The organism is Lysinimonas soli (assembly GCF_042655435.1).
GTDB classification, from domain to species: domain Bacteria; phylum Actinomycetota; class Actinomycetes; order Actinomycetales; family Microbacteriaceae; genus Lysinimonas; species Lysinimonas soli.
Genome location: NZ_JBHSMG010000002.1, coordinates 685,878 through 702,022, shown reverse-complemented (window position 1 = coordinate 702,022; position 16,145 = coordinate 685,878). Strand labels below are relative to the sequence as shown.

12 protein-coding genes are annotated in these 16,145 nt (G+C 69.0%); 3 read left to right on the top strand and 9 right to left on the bottom strand.

Features of this window, described 5'->3' with window-relative positions:
* Positions 1 to 12: 12 nt before the first annotated feature.
* From ACFPJ4_RS10970 to ACFPJ4_RS10935, 8 genes are all read right to left on the bottom strand, one after another.
* Positions 13 to 1,683, bottom strand: coding sequence for a GspE/PulE family protein (locus tag ACFPJ4_RS10970; protein WP_386740457.1), 1,671 nt, complete (start codon positions 1,681 to 1,683; stop codon positions 13 to 15).
* Positions 1,684 to 1,861: 178 nt separating this feature from the next.
* Positions 1,862 to 2,251 (bottom strand): hypothetical protein, encoded by a 390-nt coding sequence (locus ACFPJ4_RS10965; protein ID WP_386740456.1) that lies wholly within the window; start codon positions 2,249 to 2,251, stop codon positions 1,862 to 1,864.
* Positions 2,252 to 2,300: 49 nt separating this feature from the next.
* Positions 2,301 to 3,086, bottom strand: a complete 786-nt coding sequence (locus ACFPJ4_RS10960) for a hypothetical protein (RefSeq protein WP_386740455.1) — start codon at positions 3,084 to 3,086, stop codon at positions 2,301 to 2,303.
* Between the two features lie 263 nt (positions 3,087 to 3,349).
* Positions 3,350 to 7,231 (bottom strand): DNA-directed RNA polymerase subunit beta', encoded by a 3,882-nt coding sequence (locus ACFPJ4_RS10955; protein WP_386740454.1) that lies wholly within the window; start codon positions 7,229 to 7,231, stop codon positions 3,350 to 3,352.
* Positions 7,232 to 7,281: 50 nt separating this feature from the next.
* Positions 7,282 to 10,776, bottom strand: coding sequence for a DNA-directed RNA polymerase subunit beta (gene rpoB, locus ACFPJ4_RS10950; RefSeq protein WP_386740453.1), 3,495 nt, complete (start codon positions 10,774 to 10,776; stop codon positions 7,282 to 7,284).
* Between the two features lie 334 nt (positions 10,777 to 11,110).
* The gene (locus ACFPJ4_RS10945; protein WP_386740452.1) at positions 11,111 to 11,857 is read right to left on the bottom strand and encodes a response regulator transcription factor; all 747 of its coding nucleotides are present in this window, start codon (positions 11,855 to 11,857) and stop codon (positions 11,111 to 11,113) included.
* The gene (locus ACFPJ4_RS10940; RefSeq protein WP_386740451.1) at positions 11,854 to 13,020 is read right to left on the bottom strand and encodes a sensor histidine kinase; all 1,167 of its coding nucleotides are present in this window, start codon (positions 13,018 to 13,020) and stop codon (positions 11,854 to 11,856) included. The genes ACFPJ4_RS10945 and ACFPJ4_RS10940 overlap by 4 nt, the downstream gene beginning before the upstream one ends.
* A 7-nt stretch (positions 13,021 to 13,027) precedes the next feature.
* Positions 13,028 to 13,600 (bottom strand): hypothetical protein, encoded by a 573-nt coding sequence (locus ACFPJ4_RS10935; RefSeq protein ID WP_386740450.1) that lies wholly within the window; start codon positions 13,598 to 13,600, stop codon positions 13,028 to 13,030.
* Between the two features lie 79 nt (positions 13,601 to 13,679).
* Between ACFPJ4_RS10935 and ACFPJ4_RS10930 the strand changes: the two genes are divergently transcribed.
* The 3 genes from ACFPJ4_RS10930 to ACFPJ4_RS10920 are packed head-to-tail and all read left to right on the top strand — an operon-like array spanning position 13,680 to position 15,715.
* Positions 13,680 to 14,609, top strand: a complete 930-nt coding sequence (locus tag ACFPJ4_RS10930; protein WP_386740627.1) for a spermidine synthase — start codon at positions 13,680 to 13,682, stop codon at positions 14,607 to 14,609.
* 10 nt (positions 14,610 to 14,619) lie between these two features.
* Positions 14,620 to 15,108, top strand: a complete 489-nt coding sequence (locus tag ACFPJ4_RS10925; RefSeq protein ID WP_386740449.1) for a SprT-like domain-containing protein — start codon at positions 14,620 to 14,622, stop codon at positions 15,106 to 15,108.
* A gap of 46 nt (positions 15,109 to 15,154) precedes the next feature.
* Positions 15,155 to 15,715, top strand: a complete 561-nt coding sequence (locus ACFPJ4_RS10920) for a CGNR zinc finger domain-containing protein (protein WP_386740447.1) — start codon at positions 15,155 to 15,157, stop codon at positions 15,713 to 15,715.
* Between the two features lie 106 nt (positions 15,716 to 15,821).
* Here ACFPJ4_RS10920 and ACFPJ4_RS10915 read toward each other — a convergent pair whose 3' ends face one another.
* Positions 15,822 to 16,130 (bottom strand): DUF427 domain-containing protein, encoded by a 309-nt coding sequence (locus ACFPJ4_RS10915; RefSeq protein WP_386740446.1) that lies wholly within the window; start codon positions 16,128 to 16,130, stop codon positions 15,822 to 15,824.
* Positions 16,131 to 16,145 lie beyond the last annotated feature (15 nt).

Here is a 16,145-nt window from a genome sequence, read left to right as displayed (position 1 = left end):
TGTGACTGCCCGTCATGCGACGACACGCAGGACTTCTTCGATCGAGGTGTATCCGAGGGCGACCTTCGCCCAGCCGTCCTGACGAAGGGTGAGCATGCCGCCGGCGATGGCGGCGCGGGTGATCTCGGCGCTCGAGGCTCGGGCGACGGCGAGCCGCTCGATCTCCTCGTTGACGACCATGACCTCGTGCAGTGCGATGCGCCCCCGGTAGCCCGTGTTGCTGCAGGCCACGCAGCCGACCGGACGGAACAGCAGAGGCGAGCCGCCATCCGGAGCCATCGGGAACGCCAGCCGCTGCAGGTCGCCCGCATCGTGCTGGTAGCCCTCCTTGCAGCGGTCGCAGAGCCGTCGCGCGAGCCGCTGGGCGACCACCGACTCGAGCGCCGAGCCCACCAGGAAGGGCTCGATATCCATTTCGATCAGACGGGTGATCGCGGCCGGGGCGCTGTTGGTGTGGAGGGTCGAGAGCACGAGGTGGCCCGTGAGCGAGGCCTCGATGGCGATCTGCGCCGTCTCCTGGTCGCGGATCTCGCCGATCAGCACGACATCCGGGTCCGATCGCAGAATGGATCGCAGCGCGCTCGCGAAGGTCAGCCCCGCCTTGGGGTTGACCTGCACCTGGTTGATGCCCTTCATGCGCATCTCGACCGGGTCCTCGACCGTGATGACGTTGATCTCGCGCTTGGCGACGGCGTGCAGCGTGGTGTACAGCGTCGTCGACTTGCCGGAACCGGTCGGGCCGGTGACCAGGATCATGCCGTGCGGCTTGCGGTACGAGGCCTGGAACGCGGCGAAGTTGTGCTCGAGCATGTGCAGGTCGCTGACGTTGCGCGACGACGCCGTGTTGTCGAGGATTCGCATGACGACCTTCTCGCCGTGCACCGTCGGCAGGGTCGCGACGCGCAGGTCGATGCGGCTACCGCCGTGCACGACCGACATGCGGCCGTCCTGCGGCTTGCGACGCTCGGCGATGTCGATGTCGCTCATGATCTTGAGGCGCGAGATCACGCCGTTCTGGATGCTCTTGGGCGCGCTCTGCATCTCGTGCAGCACCCCGTCGATGCGGTACCGCACATCGAGCTGATGCTCGCCCGGCTCGATGTGGATGTCGGAGGCGTGGTCCTGGATCGCCTGGCTGATCAGCAGGTTCACGAAGCGCACGATGGGTGCGTCATCCTCGGTCTGCTCGGCGACCGGGACCAGATCGTTGCTGGTCGGGGCGTTCTCCTCGACCATCGCGACGGTGAGCTCGCTGAGTTCGCCGTCGGATCGCACGAAGCGGTCGAGCGCCGCCATCAGATCGCCGCGCTCGGCCACGACGGGGCGCGCCTGCATCTTCACGGCAGCGCGGATGTCGTCGAGCGCGAGTACGTCGCGCGGGTCGGCCATGGCCAGCAGCAGGCGATCGCCGTCCCGGCCGATCGGCAGGACCTCGTGGCGCCGCAGCAGTGCGACGGGCACGAGAGCGACCGCGGCCCGGTCGACGGGGTAGTCGGTGAGATCGACGAAGGGAAGTCCCAGCTGGGCGGCTCGCGCCGACGCCACCTGACTCTCGGTGACGACGCCGCCCTCGACGAGTTCGCGCACGTGGGCGTCGTCGCGTGCCGGGTCGCCCGTGACCTGGTCCAGGCTCGTGATCGGCATCAGGCCGCGAATGATCAGGATCTCGGATAGGGAGGCCATGGGCACCCCCTCGGTGTCATGACGCGGCTGAGTTCCCCCCGGTTCTCAGCGCGATAGGGAGTCGTCGGCTGATGCACGAATCCCTGAGAGTGCCAGGCTAGGTGGCCGGCCGCGGCACCGGCAGTCCCGCATTGGGGGGTAAGCGCCGAGGGGGCGCGGATCCGCTCGGTCCGGGGCGCTAGCTGCGCGCGGAGGGGCCCCAGCGCTTGGCGAGCGTCCAGGTGAGCACGACCGTGAGCCCCGCGAGCAGCGCGGCGGCGATCACGAAGGGGCTGAGGGCCTGCTGCCCCACGAGCACCAGACTGACCGGCAGGGCGGATGCCACGAGCACGAGATACACGCCGGCGACCGCGCCGAGCGTGCCGAACCACGGGGTGACGCTGCGGGCGGTGCCGATCAACACGAGCCAGAGCAGGACCGCGGCGAGCAGCAGCGCCAGGATCCCGTAATACGGACTGATGTCGCCCCCGATCGGATCGCGGTTCAGCATGACCGAGATCAGCCCGTCCAGCGCGAAGATCACCGCCGCCCAGAGCACCGTGACGAACATCGCGACCACGAGGTCCACCCGGCGGGGCCGGGTCGACGAGTGAGTCGAGGGAGACCCGTCGGCCGGATCAGGATGACGCGGCCCCATACTGCGCCTTCTTCTCCGCCTGCTCGCGATCGAAGGCCGCGCGCGCCTCGACGTTACGGGCCTTGACGCGTCGCCCGCGGGCGGCGATCGCGAGCCCCATCCAGATCGACACCTCGCGCGCGACCAGGGCCGCCGCGATCAGGAGCGGGTTCGTCGCGAGCGCGCCGAAGGCGGATGCCGCCTGGCTCGGGGTCATCGCGACGACGTTGCGCACGAGCAGCAGTAGTCCGATGGACACGAAATAGACGAAGAGAGCGACGACGACGCTGCCGATCACGTGCGCCCACCATCCGGCGCGGTTGAGGATCACCGTGACCACGACGAAGCCGAGGGCGAACATCATGATCGGGATCCAGAAGATGGCGTCCTGCAGGAATGCCGAGAAGGCGGGACTGAACCCGCTGCCGCTGTAGCGCAGGGAGATCGGGATGGCCGCTGCTGCCGCGTAGACGGCGGCGAAGATCACGGCACCGAGCAGGGCCAGCAGGACGCCGACCACCCGGTTGCCGCGCACCTTCGGCGGAACGGGGGCCTGGACATAGACCACCTGCTGCGGGGACGGTTCCGCGGCCGCGGGGGTTGCCGCAGCGACCGGTTCGACCGGGGTTGCGGCCGGCTCCGCCTCGCCGGCGGATGCCGGTTCGTCGGCGGGCTCGGGCGTCGGGGTCGAGGCGGCGGCGGTCGTGTCGGTCTCGTTCGGGTCAACCGACTCGGCGGCGGTCACGTCGGCCTCGTCGGGTTTCGAGGTGGGTGTCTGCTCGCTCATCTGCGGCTCCTTTGCGTGGTGGCTGTCAGCCTAGCGAAAGCCGGGGCGTCCCCGACCGGTCGCGTCGGCATCCGCCTCGCCCTCCGGGGTGGTGCCGAATGAAGGAGATCGTGCCCGGATGCCGCGCTCTTCCCCGCTGTCGGCCCTCGCGAGCACACCATCTCCTTCATTTGGCAGGTGCCGCGTGTCTGCCGGGCGGAGGCGGAGGCCGGGGACGACGAAGGGCCCCGCCGGTGAACCGACGGGGCCCTTCGAGCGGACTGCTAGCTGTAGGTACCGGGCGTGAAGTCGTCCGAACTGAAGCTGTCGAAGTCGACGAAGCTCAGGTCCGACTCGCTGAACACCGAGTCATCCGTGAAGATGCGGTTCGGGTAGCGCTCGGCCTTCGCCTCCTCCGTGGCCTCGACGGTCACGTTGCGGTACTTCGTGAGCCCGGTTCCGGCCGGGATCAGCTGACCGATGATGACGTTCTCCTTGAGGCCGACCAGCGGGTCGGACTTGCCCTCCATGGCGGCCTGCGTGAGCACGCGGGTCGTCTCCTGGAAGGACGCGGCCGACAACCACGACTCGGTCGCGAGCGAGGCCTTGGTGATTCCCATGACCTCCTGGCGAGCCGATGCGGTCTTCTTGCCCTCGGTGAGCGTCGCACGGTTGATCTCGTTGTACTTCGAGCGGTCGACCAGCTCACCCGGGAGCAGGTCGGTGTCACCGTGCTCCACGACGGTCACCTTGCGCAGCATCTGCCGCACGATGACCTCGATGTGCTTGTCGTGGATCGGCACGCCCTGCGAGCGGTACACGCCCTGCACGCCGTCGACGAGGTGCAGCTGCACGGCGCGGACGCCCTGCACGCGCAGCACCTCCTTCGGGTCGAGGTTGCCGATCACGAACTGCTGGCCGAGCTCGACGTGCTGCCCGTCCTCGATGAGGAGGGTCGCGCGCTTGAGCACCGGGTAGATGTGCGGCTCGTCGCCGTTGTCGGGCGTCAGGATGACGCGACGCGAACGGTCGGTGTCCTCGATCGTCACGCGGCCGGCGGCCTCGGCGATCGGGCTCGCGCCCTTCGGGGTGCGGGCCTCGAACAACTCGGTCACACGCGGAAGACCCTGCGTGATGTCGTCGGCCGACGCCGATCCACCGAAGTGGAAGGTGCGCATCGTGAGCTGCGTTCCGGGCTCGCCGATCGACTGGGCGGCGATGATGCCGACCGCCTCGCCGATGTCCACGAGCTTGCCGGTCGCGAGCGACCGTCCGTAGCAGGCGGCGCAGACGCCGACCGCCGACTCGCAGGTGAGCACGGAGCGGACCTTGACGACCTCGACCCCCGCGACCATCAGCTTGTCGATGAGCACGTCACCGACGTCGCTTCCGGCCTCGGCCACGACCTTGCCCTTGGCGTCGACCGCGTCCTCGGCGAGGCTGCGGGCGTACACCGAGTTCTCGACGTTCTCGTCGCGAACCAGGGTGCCGTCATCGAGCTTGACCGCGATGCGGAGCTCGAGGCCCTTGCTGGTGCCGCAGTCGTCCTCGCGGATGATGACGTCCTGAGAGACGTCGACGAGTCGACGGGTCAGGTAGCCCGAGTCGGCCGTACGGAGCGCCGTGTCGGCCAGACCCTTGCGAGCGCCGTGGGTGGCGATGAAGTACTCCGCCACCGACAGGCCCTCGCGGTACGAGGAGATGATCGGACGCGGGATGGTCTCACCCTTCGGGTTCGACACCAGACCACGGATACCGGCGATGTTGCGCACCTGCAGCCAGTTGCCTCGAGCGCCGGAGGACACCATCCGGAAGATGTTGTTGTCCTTCGGGAACGCGGCCTGCATCGAGGCGGCGACCTCGTTGGTGGCCTCCGTCCAGATGTCGATCAGCTCACGACGACGCGAGGCGTCGTCGATCAGACCCTTGTCGAACTCGCCCTGCACCTTGGCGGCGCGCTTCTCGTGGCGGGCCACGATCTCGGGCTTGTCCTTCGGGGTGATGACGTCCGACAGGGCGACCGTCACACCGGAACGCGTGGCCCAGTAGAAGCCCGCGTCCTTGATCCGGTCGAGCGCCGCGGCGACCTCCACCTTGGGGTAGCGCTCGGCGAGGTCGTTGACGATCGAGCTCATCTTGCCCTTGTCGGCGACGGCCTCCACATAGGGGTAGTCGACGGGGAGCGTCTCGTTGAACAGCGCACGGCCGAGCGAGGTGGTGAGCAGAACCGTCGAGCCCTGCACGAAGCCCTCGGGCGCGACGTCCTCCGGCAGGTAGACCCCTTCGAGGCGGATGCGCACGACCGCGTTGAGGTCGAGCGAGCCCTGATCCTTCGCGAGGATCGCCTCGGCGATCGACGAGAACGCACGGCCTTCGCCGGCGGCGCCCTCCTTGATCGTCGTCAGGTGGTGCAGACCGATGATCATGTCCTGGGTGGGCAGGGTCACCGGGCGGCCGTCCGACGGCTTGAGGATGTTGTTCGAGGCGAGCATCAGGATGCGGGCCTCGGCCTGAGCCTCGACCGACAGCGGCAGGTGCACGGCCATCTGGTCGCCGTCGAAGTCCGCGTTGAACGCGGCGCAGACGAGCGGGTGCAGCTGGATGGCCTTGCCCTCCACGAGCTGAGGCTCGAAGGCCTGGATGCCGAGGCGGTGCAGCGTGGGCGCGCGGTTCAGCAGAACCGGGCGCTCGCGGATGATCTCCTCGAGCACGTCCCACACCTGCGGACGCGAACGCTCGACCATGCGCTTGGCGCTCTTGATGTTCTGCGCGTGGCTCAGGTCGATGAGGCGCTTGATCACGAACGGCTTGAACAGCTCGAGCGCCATCTGCTTGGGCAGACCGCACTGGTGCAGCTTGAGCTGGGGGCCGACGATGATGACCGAACGACCGGAGTAGTCGACGCGCTTGCCGAGCAGGTTCTGGCGGAACCGGCCCTGCTTGCCCTTGAGCATGTCGCTCAGGGACTTGAGCGCGCGGTTGCCGGTGCCCGTGACGGGACGGCCGCGACGGCCGTTGTCGAACAGTGCGTCGACGGCCTCCTGCAGCATCCGCTTCTCGTTGTTGACGATGATCTCGGGAGCCCCGAGGTCGAGCAGACGACGCAGACGGTTGTTGCGGTTGATCACGCGGCGGTACAGGTCGTTCAGGTCGGAGGTCGCGAAGCGGCCACCGTCGAGCTGCACCATCGGGCGCAGCTCCGGCGGGATGACCGGCACGACGTCGAGCACCATCGCGGCCGGCGAGTTGCCGGTCTGCAGGAAGGAGTTCACGACGCGCAGGCGCTTGATCGCACGGATCTTCTTCTGGCCCTTGCCTGTGGCGATCTGCTCGTGGAGCAGCTCGCTCTCGGCGGCCAGGTCGAAGGCCTCGAGACGCTTCTGGATGCTCTCGGCACCCATGTAGGCCTCGAAGTACAGGCCGTAGCGGTCCTGCAGCTCGTGGAACACCGAGTCCTCGGGCTTGAGGTCGCCGACCTTGAGCGTGCGGAAGTCCTCCCACACGCGCTGGAGCTGGGCGATCTGCTCGTCGAACGACTTGCGGACCTGCCCCATCTCCTTCTCGGCGGAGTCCTTGACCTTGCGCTTCTGGTCGGCCTTGGCGCCCTCGTCCTCCAGAGCGGCGAGGTCGGTCTCGAGCGCCACCAGGCGCGTCGCGATCGCATCGTCGCGCTGCTGCTCGAGCTGCTTGATCTCGAGGTTCATCTCGTTCTCGAGGCCGGGCAGGTCGGCGTGACGGCCGTCCTCGTCGACCGAGATGACCATGTAGGCGGCGAAGTAGATGACCTTCTCGAGGTCCTTCGGCGCCATGTCGAGCAGGTAGCCGAGCCGCGACGGAACACCCTTGAAGTACCAGATGTGCGTGACGGGCGCGGCGAGCTCGATGTGGCCCATGCGCTCGCGACGGACGGAGCTCTTGGTGACCTCCACGCCGCAGCGCTCGCAGACGATGCCCTTGAAGCGCACCCGCTTGTACTTGCCGCAGGAGCACTCCCAGTCGCGCGAGGGTCCGAAGATCTGCTCGCCGAACAGGCCGTCCTTCTCGGGCTTGAGGGTGCGGTAGTTGATGGTCTCGGGCTTCTTGACCTCGCCGTAGCTCCAGGCGCGGATGTCCGCGCTCGTGGCCAGGCCGATCCGAAGCTGGTCGAAAGTTGTTGCGTCGATCACTTTTTAGTGTCTTCTTTCGCTAGTTCTCGAAGTTGTAGGGATGGCCCGGCTCAGATGTCGTCGATGGACGACGACTCGAAGCGGGTGGAGATGTTGATGCCCAGCTCCTCCGCGGCACGGAAGACCTCGTCGTCCGTGTCCTTCAGGCTGATGACGGATCCATCGGCCGCGAGCACCTCGACGTTCAGGCACAGCGACTGCATCTCCTTGATGAGCACCTTGAAGCTCTCGGGAATACCCGGCTCCTGGATGTTCTCGCCCTTGACGATGGCCTCGTACACCTTCACGCGACCCAGGATGTCGTCCGACTTGATCGTCAGAAGCTCCTGCAGCGCGTAGGCGGCACCGTAGGCCTCGAGGGCCCAGACCTCCATCTCGCCGAAGCGCTGGCCGCCGAACTGCGCCTTACCACCCAGCGGCTGCTGCGTGATCATCGAGTACGGGCCGGTGCTGCGGGCGTGGATCTTGTCGTCCACGAGGTGGTGCAGCTTGAGGATGTACATGTAGCCGACCGAGATCGGCTCCGGGAACGGCTCGCCGCTTCGGCCGTCGAACAGCCGCGTCTTGCCGGTGGAGTCGATCAGGCGCTCGCCGTCGCGGTTCTTGGTCGTCGAGTCGAGCAGACCTGCGATCTCCTCCTCCAACGCACCGTCGAACACGGGGGTCGCGACCTTGGTGCCGGGGGCGGCGGAGTGCGCCTCCTTGGGCAGGCGTCCTGCCCACTTGGGGTTGCCCTCGACCTCCCAGCCCTGCTTGGCGACCCATCCGAGGTGGGTCTCGAGCACCTGGCCGAAGTTCATGCGACCGGGGATGCCGAGCGGGTTGAGGATGATGTCGACCGGAGTCCCATCGGCGAGGAACGGCATGTCCTCGACCGGCAGGATCTTCGAGATGACGCCCTTGTTGCCGTGGCGGCCGGCGAGCTTGTCGCCCTCGGTGATCTTGCGCTTCTGGGCGATGAACACCACGACGCGCTGGTTGACGCCCGAGCCGAGCTCGTCGTCGCCGTCGAGGGCGTCGAACACCTTGACGCCGATGATGGTGCCCTCTTCACCGTGGGGAACCTTGAGCGAGGTGTCGCGCACCTCGCGGCTCTTCTCGTTGAAGATCGCGCGCAGCAGGCGCTCCTCGGCGCTCAGCTCGGTCTCGCCCTTCGGCGTGACCTTGCCGACGAGGATGTCGCCGGGGCGCACCTCGGCACCGATCCGGATGATGCCGCGCTCGTCGAGGTCGGCGAGCAGCTCGGGGCTGACGTTGGGGAGGTCACGCGTGATCTCCTCCTTGCCCAGCTTGGTGTCGCGGGCATCCACCTCGTACTCCTCGATGTGGATGCTCGACAGCACGTCGTCCTTCACCAGGTTCTGGCTCAGGATGATCGCGTCCTCGAAGTTGTGACCCTCCCACGGCATGAACGCCACGAGCAGGTTCTTGCCGAGCGCGAGCTCGCCGTTCTCGGTCGCGGGACCATCGGCGATGACCTGGCCGACCTCGATGCGGTCGCCCTGGTCGACGATCACGCGGTTGTTGTACGAGGTGCCCTGGTTGGAGCGGTCGAACTTGCGCAGGAAGTACTCCTGCGTTCCCCCCTCGTCGAGCTGGACTGTCACCTGGTCGGCGCTTACCTCGAGCACCACACCGGCCTTGTCGGCGGTGATCACGTCGCCCGCGTCGATGGCCGCGTAGCCCTCCATACCGGTGCCGACGAACGGCGACTCGCTGCGCAGCAGCGGGACGGCCTGACGCTGCATGTTCGCACCCATGAGGGCGCGGTTCGCGTCGTCGTGCTCGAGGAACGGGATGAGCGAGGTGGCGACCGAGACCATCTGGCGCGGGGAGACATCCATGTAGTTGATGTCCTCGGCGTGGAAGAGGTCGACCTCGCCGCCCTTGCGGCGGGCCAGAACGCGGTCCTCGGCGAAGCGGGAGTCGCTCGTCAGGGGCGCGTTGGCCTGAGCGACGATGAACTCGTCCTCTTCGCTCGCGGTCAGGTAGTCGATCTTCTCGCTGACCTTGCCGTTCGCGACCCGGCGGTACGGGGTCTCGATGAAGCCGAAGGAGTTGATGCGCGCGAACGAGGCGAGCGAGCCGATGAGGCCGATGTTCGGGCCTTCCGGGGTCTCGATCGGACACATACGGCCGTAGTGGCTGGGGTGCACGTCGCGCACCTCGACACCGGCGCGCTCACGCGACAGACCGCCGGGCCCGAGGGCGCTGAGGCGGCGCTTGTGGGTCAGGCCCGCGAGCGGGTTGTTCTGGTCCATGAACTGCGACAGCTGCGAGGTTCCGAAGAACTCCTTGATCGCGGCGACGACGGGGCGCACGTTGATCAGGGTCTGCGGGGTGATCGCCTCGATGTCCTGCGTGGTCATGCGCTCGCGGACGACGCGCTCCATGCGGGACAGGCCGGTGCGCACCTGGTTCTGGATGAGCTCGCCGACGGCGCGGATGCGGCGGTTGCCGAAGTGGTCGATGTCGTCGACGTCGAGACGCAGCTCGATCTTCTTGCCGTCGCGGATGCCCGGAAGCGTGGTCTGGCGCGCGTGCAGCGCGACCAGGTACTTGATCGTGCCGATGATGTCGTCGATCGAGAGCACCGAGTCCTTGAGACCGGCGTCGAGACCGAGCTTGCGGTTGATCTTGTAGCGACCCACCTTGGCGAGGTCGTAGCGCTTCGGGTTGAAGTAGAAGTTGTCGAGCAGCGCACGCGCGGCCTCGGCGGCGACCTGCTCGCCCGGACGCAGCTTGCGGTAGATGTCCTTGAGCGCGTCCTCCTTGCTGAGGATGGCATCCTTCTCGAGCGTGCCCGCGATCGACTCGTAGCCGGCGAACTTCTCGAGGATCTCCTCGCTCGTCAGCCCGAGGGCCTTGAGGAACACGGTGACCGACTGCTTGCGCTTGCGGTCGATGCGCACGCCGACCTGGTCGCGCTTGTCGATCTCGAACTCGAGCCAGGCACCGCGGCTCGGGATGATGCGCGCCGAGTAGATGTCGGTGTCGGAGGTCTTCTCCTGCTGGCGCTCGAAGTAGACACCGGGCGAACGGACCAGCTGCGACACGACGACGCGCTCGGTTCCGTTGATGATGAAGGTGCCCTTCTCGGTCATGAGCGGGAAGTCGCCCATGAAGACCGTCTGGGTCTTGATCTCACCCGTCATGTGGTTCATGAACTCGGCGTTGACGTACAGCGGGGCGGCGAAGGTCTTGCCGCGCTCCTTGCACTCCTCGATGGAGTACTTCGGCTCTTCGAGCTCGGGAGCCGTGAAGCTCAGCTGCATGGTCTCGCCGAGGTCTTCGATCGGCGAGATCTCTTCGAAGATCTCGTCGAGGCCGGTGGTCTCGGGCACCGAGTCGTTGCCGGCGGCCTTGGCCTCGGCGACCCGCGCCTTCCACGCGTCGTTGCCGACGAGCCAGTCGAAGCTCTCGGTCTGCAGAGCGAGCAGATCCGGAACCGTCAGGGTGTCGGTGATTTTGGCGAACGACAACCGCGATGCGGTACGACCGTTCTTGGCGGAATTCTTGTTGGATGCGGAACGCGCAGCGGCCAAGGTAGGAAACAACCTCCGTGAGACCCGTCGGTCTCGTTGTGTCGGTAGTGGAGAAGACGCCTCACGGCCTCAGAAACGGGGTCCCGCCGCTATACTCGGGAACTTTGTCTGGGCGCAGCCGTCGTCCGCAATATGACGACAGGGGAAGTGTGGGAGCGCAAGGATCAATCATATGTCGCAACTGGATGACGTGTCTAGTTATTCCTTGACTTGATTCCGGATTAGGGCTATAAAGCCCGTCCGGCATCCTGCCCCCTGCCCGCGAAATGCCACTTGGTGCGCAATTCTGGACCGGATGCCGCACCAAGTGGCATTTCGCCGGCCGACGGCGGGGTCAGGCGGGGGCGGCGCCGAGGGCGAGGGCCACGGCGTGAGCCCGGTCGCGGGCGCCGAGCTTGGCGAAGAGGGCGTTGACGTGGCTCTTGACGGTCGAGACGCCGAGGAACAGCTCCGCCGCGATCTCGGAGTTGCTGCGCCCGGAGGCGATGAGCGCGAGCACCTCGGACTCCCGGGCGGTGAGGGCGGGGAAGCGGGAGCGCAGCGCCGTGGGGTCCGGGGAGGTCGGCACCGCGGCATCCGGGATCCCCGCTGGCGCACCGGGGCCGACGGCGACACCGGCGGCGAAGCCCTGCACCAGGCGGTCGCCGACTTCGCGCGCGAAGGTCGACTGCCCCCGGGCGGCTGAACGTACCGCGGCGGCCAGTTCGGCGCGACCGGCGTCCTTCGTCAGGTAGCCGCGCGCGCCGGCCCGTAGCGCTCCCGCGATCGAGGCGTCGTCGGCGAAGGTGGTCAGCACGACGACCGCCGTCTCGGGCAGGGCCTCGAGGATGCGCGCGGTCGCCCCCGCGCCGTCGAGCGTCGGCATCCTGAGATCCATGAGCACGACCTGCGGCCGGGTCGCGAGCGCGAGTCGGACGGCCTGCTCGCCGTCGGAGGCCTCCCCCACGATCTCGAGGTCGTCGAGCAGTCCGAGCAGGGTCACCAGTCCGTCGCGCACGATCGCCTGATCGTCGGCGACGAGCACCCGGATGCGGGCCGCCGCGCCCGCCGCCCCCGCAGCCGCGCCGTCGGCGGCCGTCATCGCGGCACCTCCGCCCGCACGACGAAGACCCCGCCCTCGGCGCCCCAGTCCGCGACGCCGCCCAGCGCCTGCACCCGCTCGCGGAGTCCGAGCAGTCCGTGACCGCCGCCGCCCGGCAACGCTCCCGACCCCGACCCCGACGCGGGCGTGCTCCGCAGGAGAGGCGTCGACGCGGTGAGGCTCGCGGCATCCGGCCCCCAGGCGAGCGCGAGGGTCGTCGGCTGACCGGGCGAGTGACGCCGGGCGTTGCTCAGCAGCTCCTGCGCCGCCCGCCGCAGCGCCCCCGCCGCGGCGTCGTCGAGGGGGCCCGGCTCGCCGCTCTCGCGCAGCTCGGCAACGCCTCCGAGCGAACGATGCGTGGCGACGAGGGCGGCGATCGACCCGGCCAGATCGGCGGAGGCCTCGGGATCCCGGAGCGCGTCGACCGCCCGCCGCGCCTCCTCGAGACCGGACGCCGCGAGCGCCCGCGCCGCCACCACCCGTCGGTGCGCGTCGGCCGCCCGACCCGACTCGAGCAGTGCGTCGATCGCGTCCAGCTGGATCACCAGACCGCCCAGGCTGTGCGCGAGCACATCGTGGATGTCGCGGGCGATCCGCGAGCGCTCGGCGAGTGCGGCGGTGTGGGCGCGTTCCTCCCCCAGGCGGGCTCGCTCGGCGAGGAGCTCGCGATCCCGCGCCGCCGCGACCCGGAACTGGCGTCGGCTGATCCCCGCGAGCACCGCGACCACGAGACTCGCGGACACGCCGATCAGCACTCCGGGCCCGGCATCGAGAACCGCGGCGACGGCCAGGAACAGGAGGAAGGCGGCGGCCGCGGCGGCGATCCCGAGCCAGAGCGGCCGCGACTCGGACGCGATGAGCCCCGCGAGGCAGACGACGCCCGGCACCACCCCGAGCACATTGGTCGGCACGGCGATCGTGGCCGCGGCCGCGACGGCGACCAGGAGCGGGATCGCGCTCCACCACGGACGGAACGGCAGCAGTTCGCGCAGCAGCCAACCGAACAGGGCCACTCCGGTGACGATCACGATCCAGAGCGGAAGAGCGAGCAGCCCCTGGCGCACCAGCAGCGAGCCGACGAGCACGACGCCCGCGATGTTCAGCAGCCGACTGAGCCGACCCCGCCCCGGCTCGGCCGGGAGGGTCGGCTCGCGATCGGTCACCGGTCCATCATGCTGCGGCACCGGTCCCGGTCGCGACCGTCGACGCCACGGGCGCGACGTGCGTGGCGCGATTCAGGATGACCGCGATCCGGACCAGCCGGTTGAGGGCGACGGTCAGCAGGATCACACCGGTCGACATCAGCAGCTGCGAATGCGTCTCGTGCGCCCAGACCTCGCCGCCGATGCGGACGGCGATGAGCACGAGCCACAGCGCCATACCGAACCAGCCGTTGCGGGTCTCGAGCGTCGGGGGGATGCCGGGACGGCGGCGGCCGGAGTCGCGGGCCAGGTAGGCGGTCACCGCCGCCGGGGACATCGGCCGGAAGTGCGCGAGCAGGCCCATGACGGCCCCGATCGCCCCCGAGATGACGGCCTCGACCCCGAGGACGGCCAGATCCGTTCCGCTCACCTGGATGCCCGAGGCGTTCTGCACCAGCAGCCCGACCCCGATGATGGCGAGGATCGCCGGCAGGCGCAGCATGCGGTCCGGCGCCACGGCCGTCCAGTTCAGTTGCCGGTAGCCGATCCAGACCAGAATCGCCAGTCCGATCAGGATGTTGACGAGAGTGCTTGCGTTCATGCCTCGAGCCTGTCCGGCGGGCGCCGACGCGACCACCACCGTGGGGTGGAGCCGGGCGGGAGCCCGGGTGGAGATCCGGATGCCGCCGCGGTCGCCCAGGAGGAACTGCGATGATCGAACCGTGGACCACGACCCGTCGGCGACTCTCGCGAGCGGATTCCATGCCGAGATCCGCGCCGATCGCTGGGTGCCCGGCGCCTACGAACTGGTGGTCGACGGCACCCCGCAATCGCACGTCAACCTCGGCGACCCGAGCGAGCTGTTCTTCGAGTACGTGCGCCGCATGGGCCACGTGATCGATCAGCTCGGTGCGCCGGGCGAGCCGATCACGGCCCTGCACCTGGGGGCGGGCGCCCTGACCCTGCCGCGCTACATCGAGGCGACCCGCCCGGGATCGCGCCAGCAGGTGCTCGAGCTCGAGCCGCAGCTGGTCGAGCTGGTGCGGCGCGAGCTTCCGCTCCCCCGCGGCGCGTCGATCCGGGTGCGCTACGGCGACGCACGCGAGACCCTCGCCAAACTGCCCGCGGGGCTGAAGGGCACCGTCGACGTGCTGATCGTCGATGTGTTCGGCGGGGCGCGCATACCGGCCCACGTCACGAGCGTCGAGTTCTATCGCGAGTGCGCGGCGTTCCTCGCGCCCGACGGCGTGCTGCTGGTGAACGTGGCCGACGGCTCGGGGGCGGCCTTCGCCCGCGGCCAGGGGGCGACACTCGAGCTGGTCTTCGACGACGTCGCGGTGCTGGCCGAACCGCAGGTGCTGCGCGGGCGGCGGTTCGGCAACTTCGTGCTCGTCGCGTCGCGCAGCCCTCTTCCTCTGGAATGGATGCCGCGGCTGCTCGCCCGCGGGCCGCATCCGTCGACGCTCGTCCACGGCCGTGAGCTGCGCGACTGGATCGCGGGCGCCCCGGTCGTCACCGACCAGACCGCCCTCCCCTCCCCACCCCCGAACCGCGGCGTGTTCCAACTGCGCCCCGGCGATTCCCGGTCGAGCGACGGCGGGCGCGAGTAGCGTCGAAATCATGGCGGATCTGGATCGCGTGCGACGTTGGGCGGATGCCCTGATCGCCCTGCACCTCGACCCGACGGTCTGGTCGTTCGGCTTCGATCGCGCCACGACGCGGGCCGGGCTGTGCTCGTACGCGACCCACCGCATCACCGTCTCGCGTCACCTGGCCGCGCGCTACGACGACGACGAGATCCACCAGGTGCTGCTGCACGAGGTCGCGCACGCCATCGCCGGCCCGAGGGCCGGGCACGGGCCGAAGTGGAAGGCCGTCGCCGCCGAGCTCGGCTACGAGGGCAAGCGGCTGCACGGCGGCGCGATCGCCGACGAGCTCGCGCCCTGGGTCGGCACCTGCCCCAACGGGCATGTGCACTTCCGCTACCGCAAGCCCACCCGCGCCCTGTCCTGCGCGAGATGCTCCCGTCGATTCGATCCGCTCTACCGGGTCGCCTGGGAGTACCGCGAGGTGCGGTCCGCGGCGAGTCGCCCCGCGACCGATCGGTAACCGGTCAGACTAGTTACATGACCGCGGAGTCGAGCGGAGCCCTCCGGTGAGCGCCGGGCGTTGGCTCGAGACCGATGGCACGCGATGGCTCTTCGACGCCGGCGCCGACTGCCTCGACTTCACGACCGGACCGGATGCCGACCTCGCGGGCTGGCTGTGCACCCGCTTTCCGCGGCTCGACCCGGCCGAGGTCGGGGAACGCGAACTCGTCGACGCGCGCTCCCTGCGCGACGCGATCGGCCGCATGGCCGTGGCAGCCGCCGATGGCGATCGGGCCGACCCCGACGACGTCGACACGGTCAACCTGTTCGCCGCGACCCCCGACGTCCCGCCCGCGCTCCCGGGTGGTCGTCGGCACGCGGGCGCCGCCCGAATCCGGGTCGCCCAAGCGCTCTCCTCGCTGGCTCGGGATGCGGTCGCCGTATTCGCCGACACCGGCTCGGGGCGCCTGCGCCGCTGCGCCGCCGCGGACTGCCGTCGCGTGTTCCACGACGAGTCCCGCACCATCAACCGGCGTTGGTGCTCGATGCAGCGCTGCGGCAACCGCGCCAAGGTACGGGCCTATCGCGAGCGCGCCGGCCTTGCTGAGAGGGACGGTCATTTCTGACCGTCCCGCAGGCCGGCGCCGACGCCGTCCCGGCGTCGGTCTCAACCGTCCCGCGGACCGGCGCCGACGCCGTCCCGGCGCCGGTTCCCGACCGTCCCGAGCTCGCCTAGCTGACCTGCACGTCCTTCCAGAACGCCACGTAGTTGCTGAAGTCGGCGCCGACCCGCTCGAACGCGGTCGGATACGGGGTCGGGTAGCTCCAGGCGCGATCCTGCAGCAGGTCGCCCGAGGTCGGGTCCTTCACCGAGAAGTACTGGCACTCGCCCTTCCACGGGCAGGTGTAAGGGGTCGGGCTCTCCTGCAGGTATTCGCTCTTCACGCTCGACGGCGGGAAGTAGACGTTGCCTTCGATGTGGAGCACCTCCGACTCGGGCGCATCGGCGATGACGGTTCCGTTGAGCACTGCCTGGGGCATGACATCCTCCTGAAT

Excerpts from the sequence above, each read along its gene's own strand:
- ACFPJ4_RS10970 (WP_386740457.1), bottom strand. The coding sequence starts at position 1,683 with ATGGCCTCCCTATCCGAGATCCTGATCATTCGCGGCCTGATGCCGATC.
- ACFPJ4_RS10960 (WP_386740455.1), bottom strand. The coding sequence starts at position 3,086 with ATGAGCGAGCAGACACCCACCTCGAAACCCGACGAGGCCGACGTGACC.
- ACFPJ4_RS10945 (WP_386740452.1), bottom strand. The coding sequence starts at position 11,857 with ATGACGGCCGCCGACGGCGCGGCTGCGGGGGCGGCGGGCGCGGCGGCC.
- ACFPJ4_RS10935 (WP_386740450.1), bottom strand. The coding sequence starts at position 13,600 with ATGAACGCAAGCACTCTCGTCAACATCCTGATCGGACTGGCGATTCTG.
- ACFPJ4_RS10930 (WP_386740627.1), top strand. The coding sequence starts at position 13,680 with ATGCCGCCGCGGTCGCCCAGGAGGAACTGCGATGATCGAACCGTGGAC.
- ACFPJ4_RS10925 (WP_386740449.1), top strand. The coding sequence starts at position 14,620 with ATGGCGGATCTGGATCGCGTGCGACGTTGGGCGGATGCCCTGATCGCC.
- ACFPJ4_RS10915 (WP_386740446.1), bottom strand. The coding sequence starts at position 16,130 with ATGCCCCAGGCAGTGCTCAACGGAACCGTCATCGCCGATGCGCCCGAG.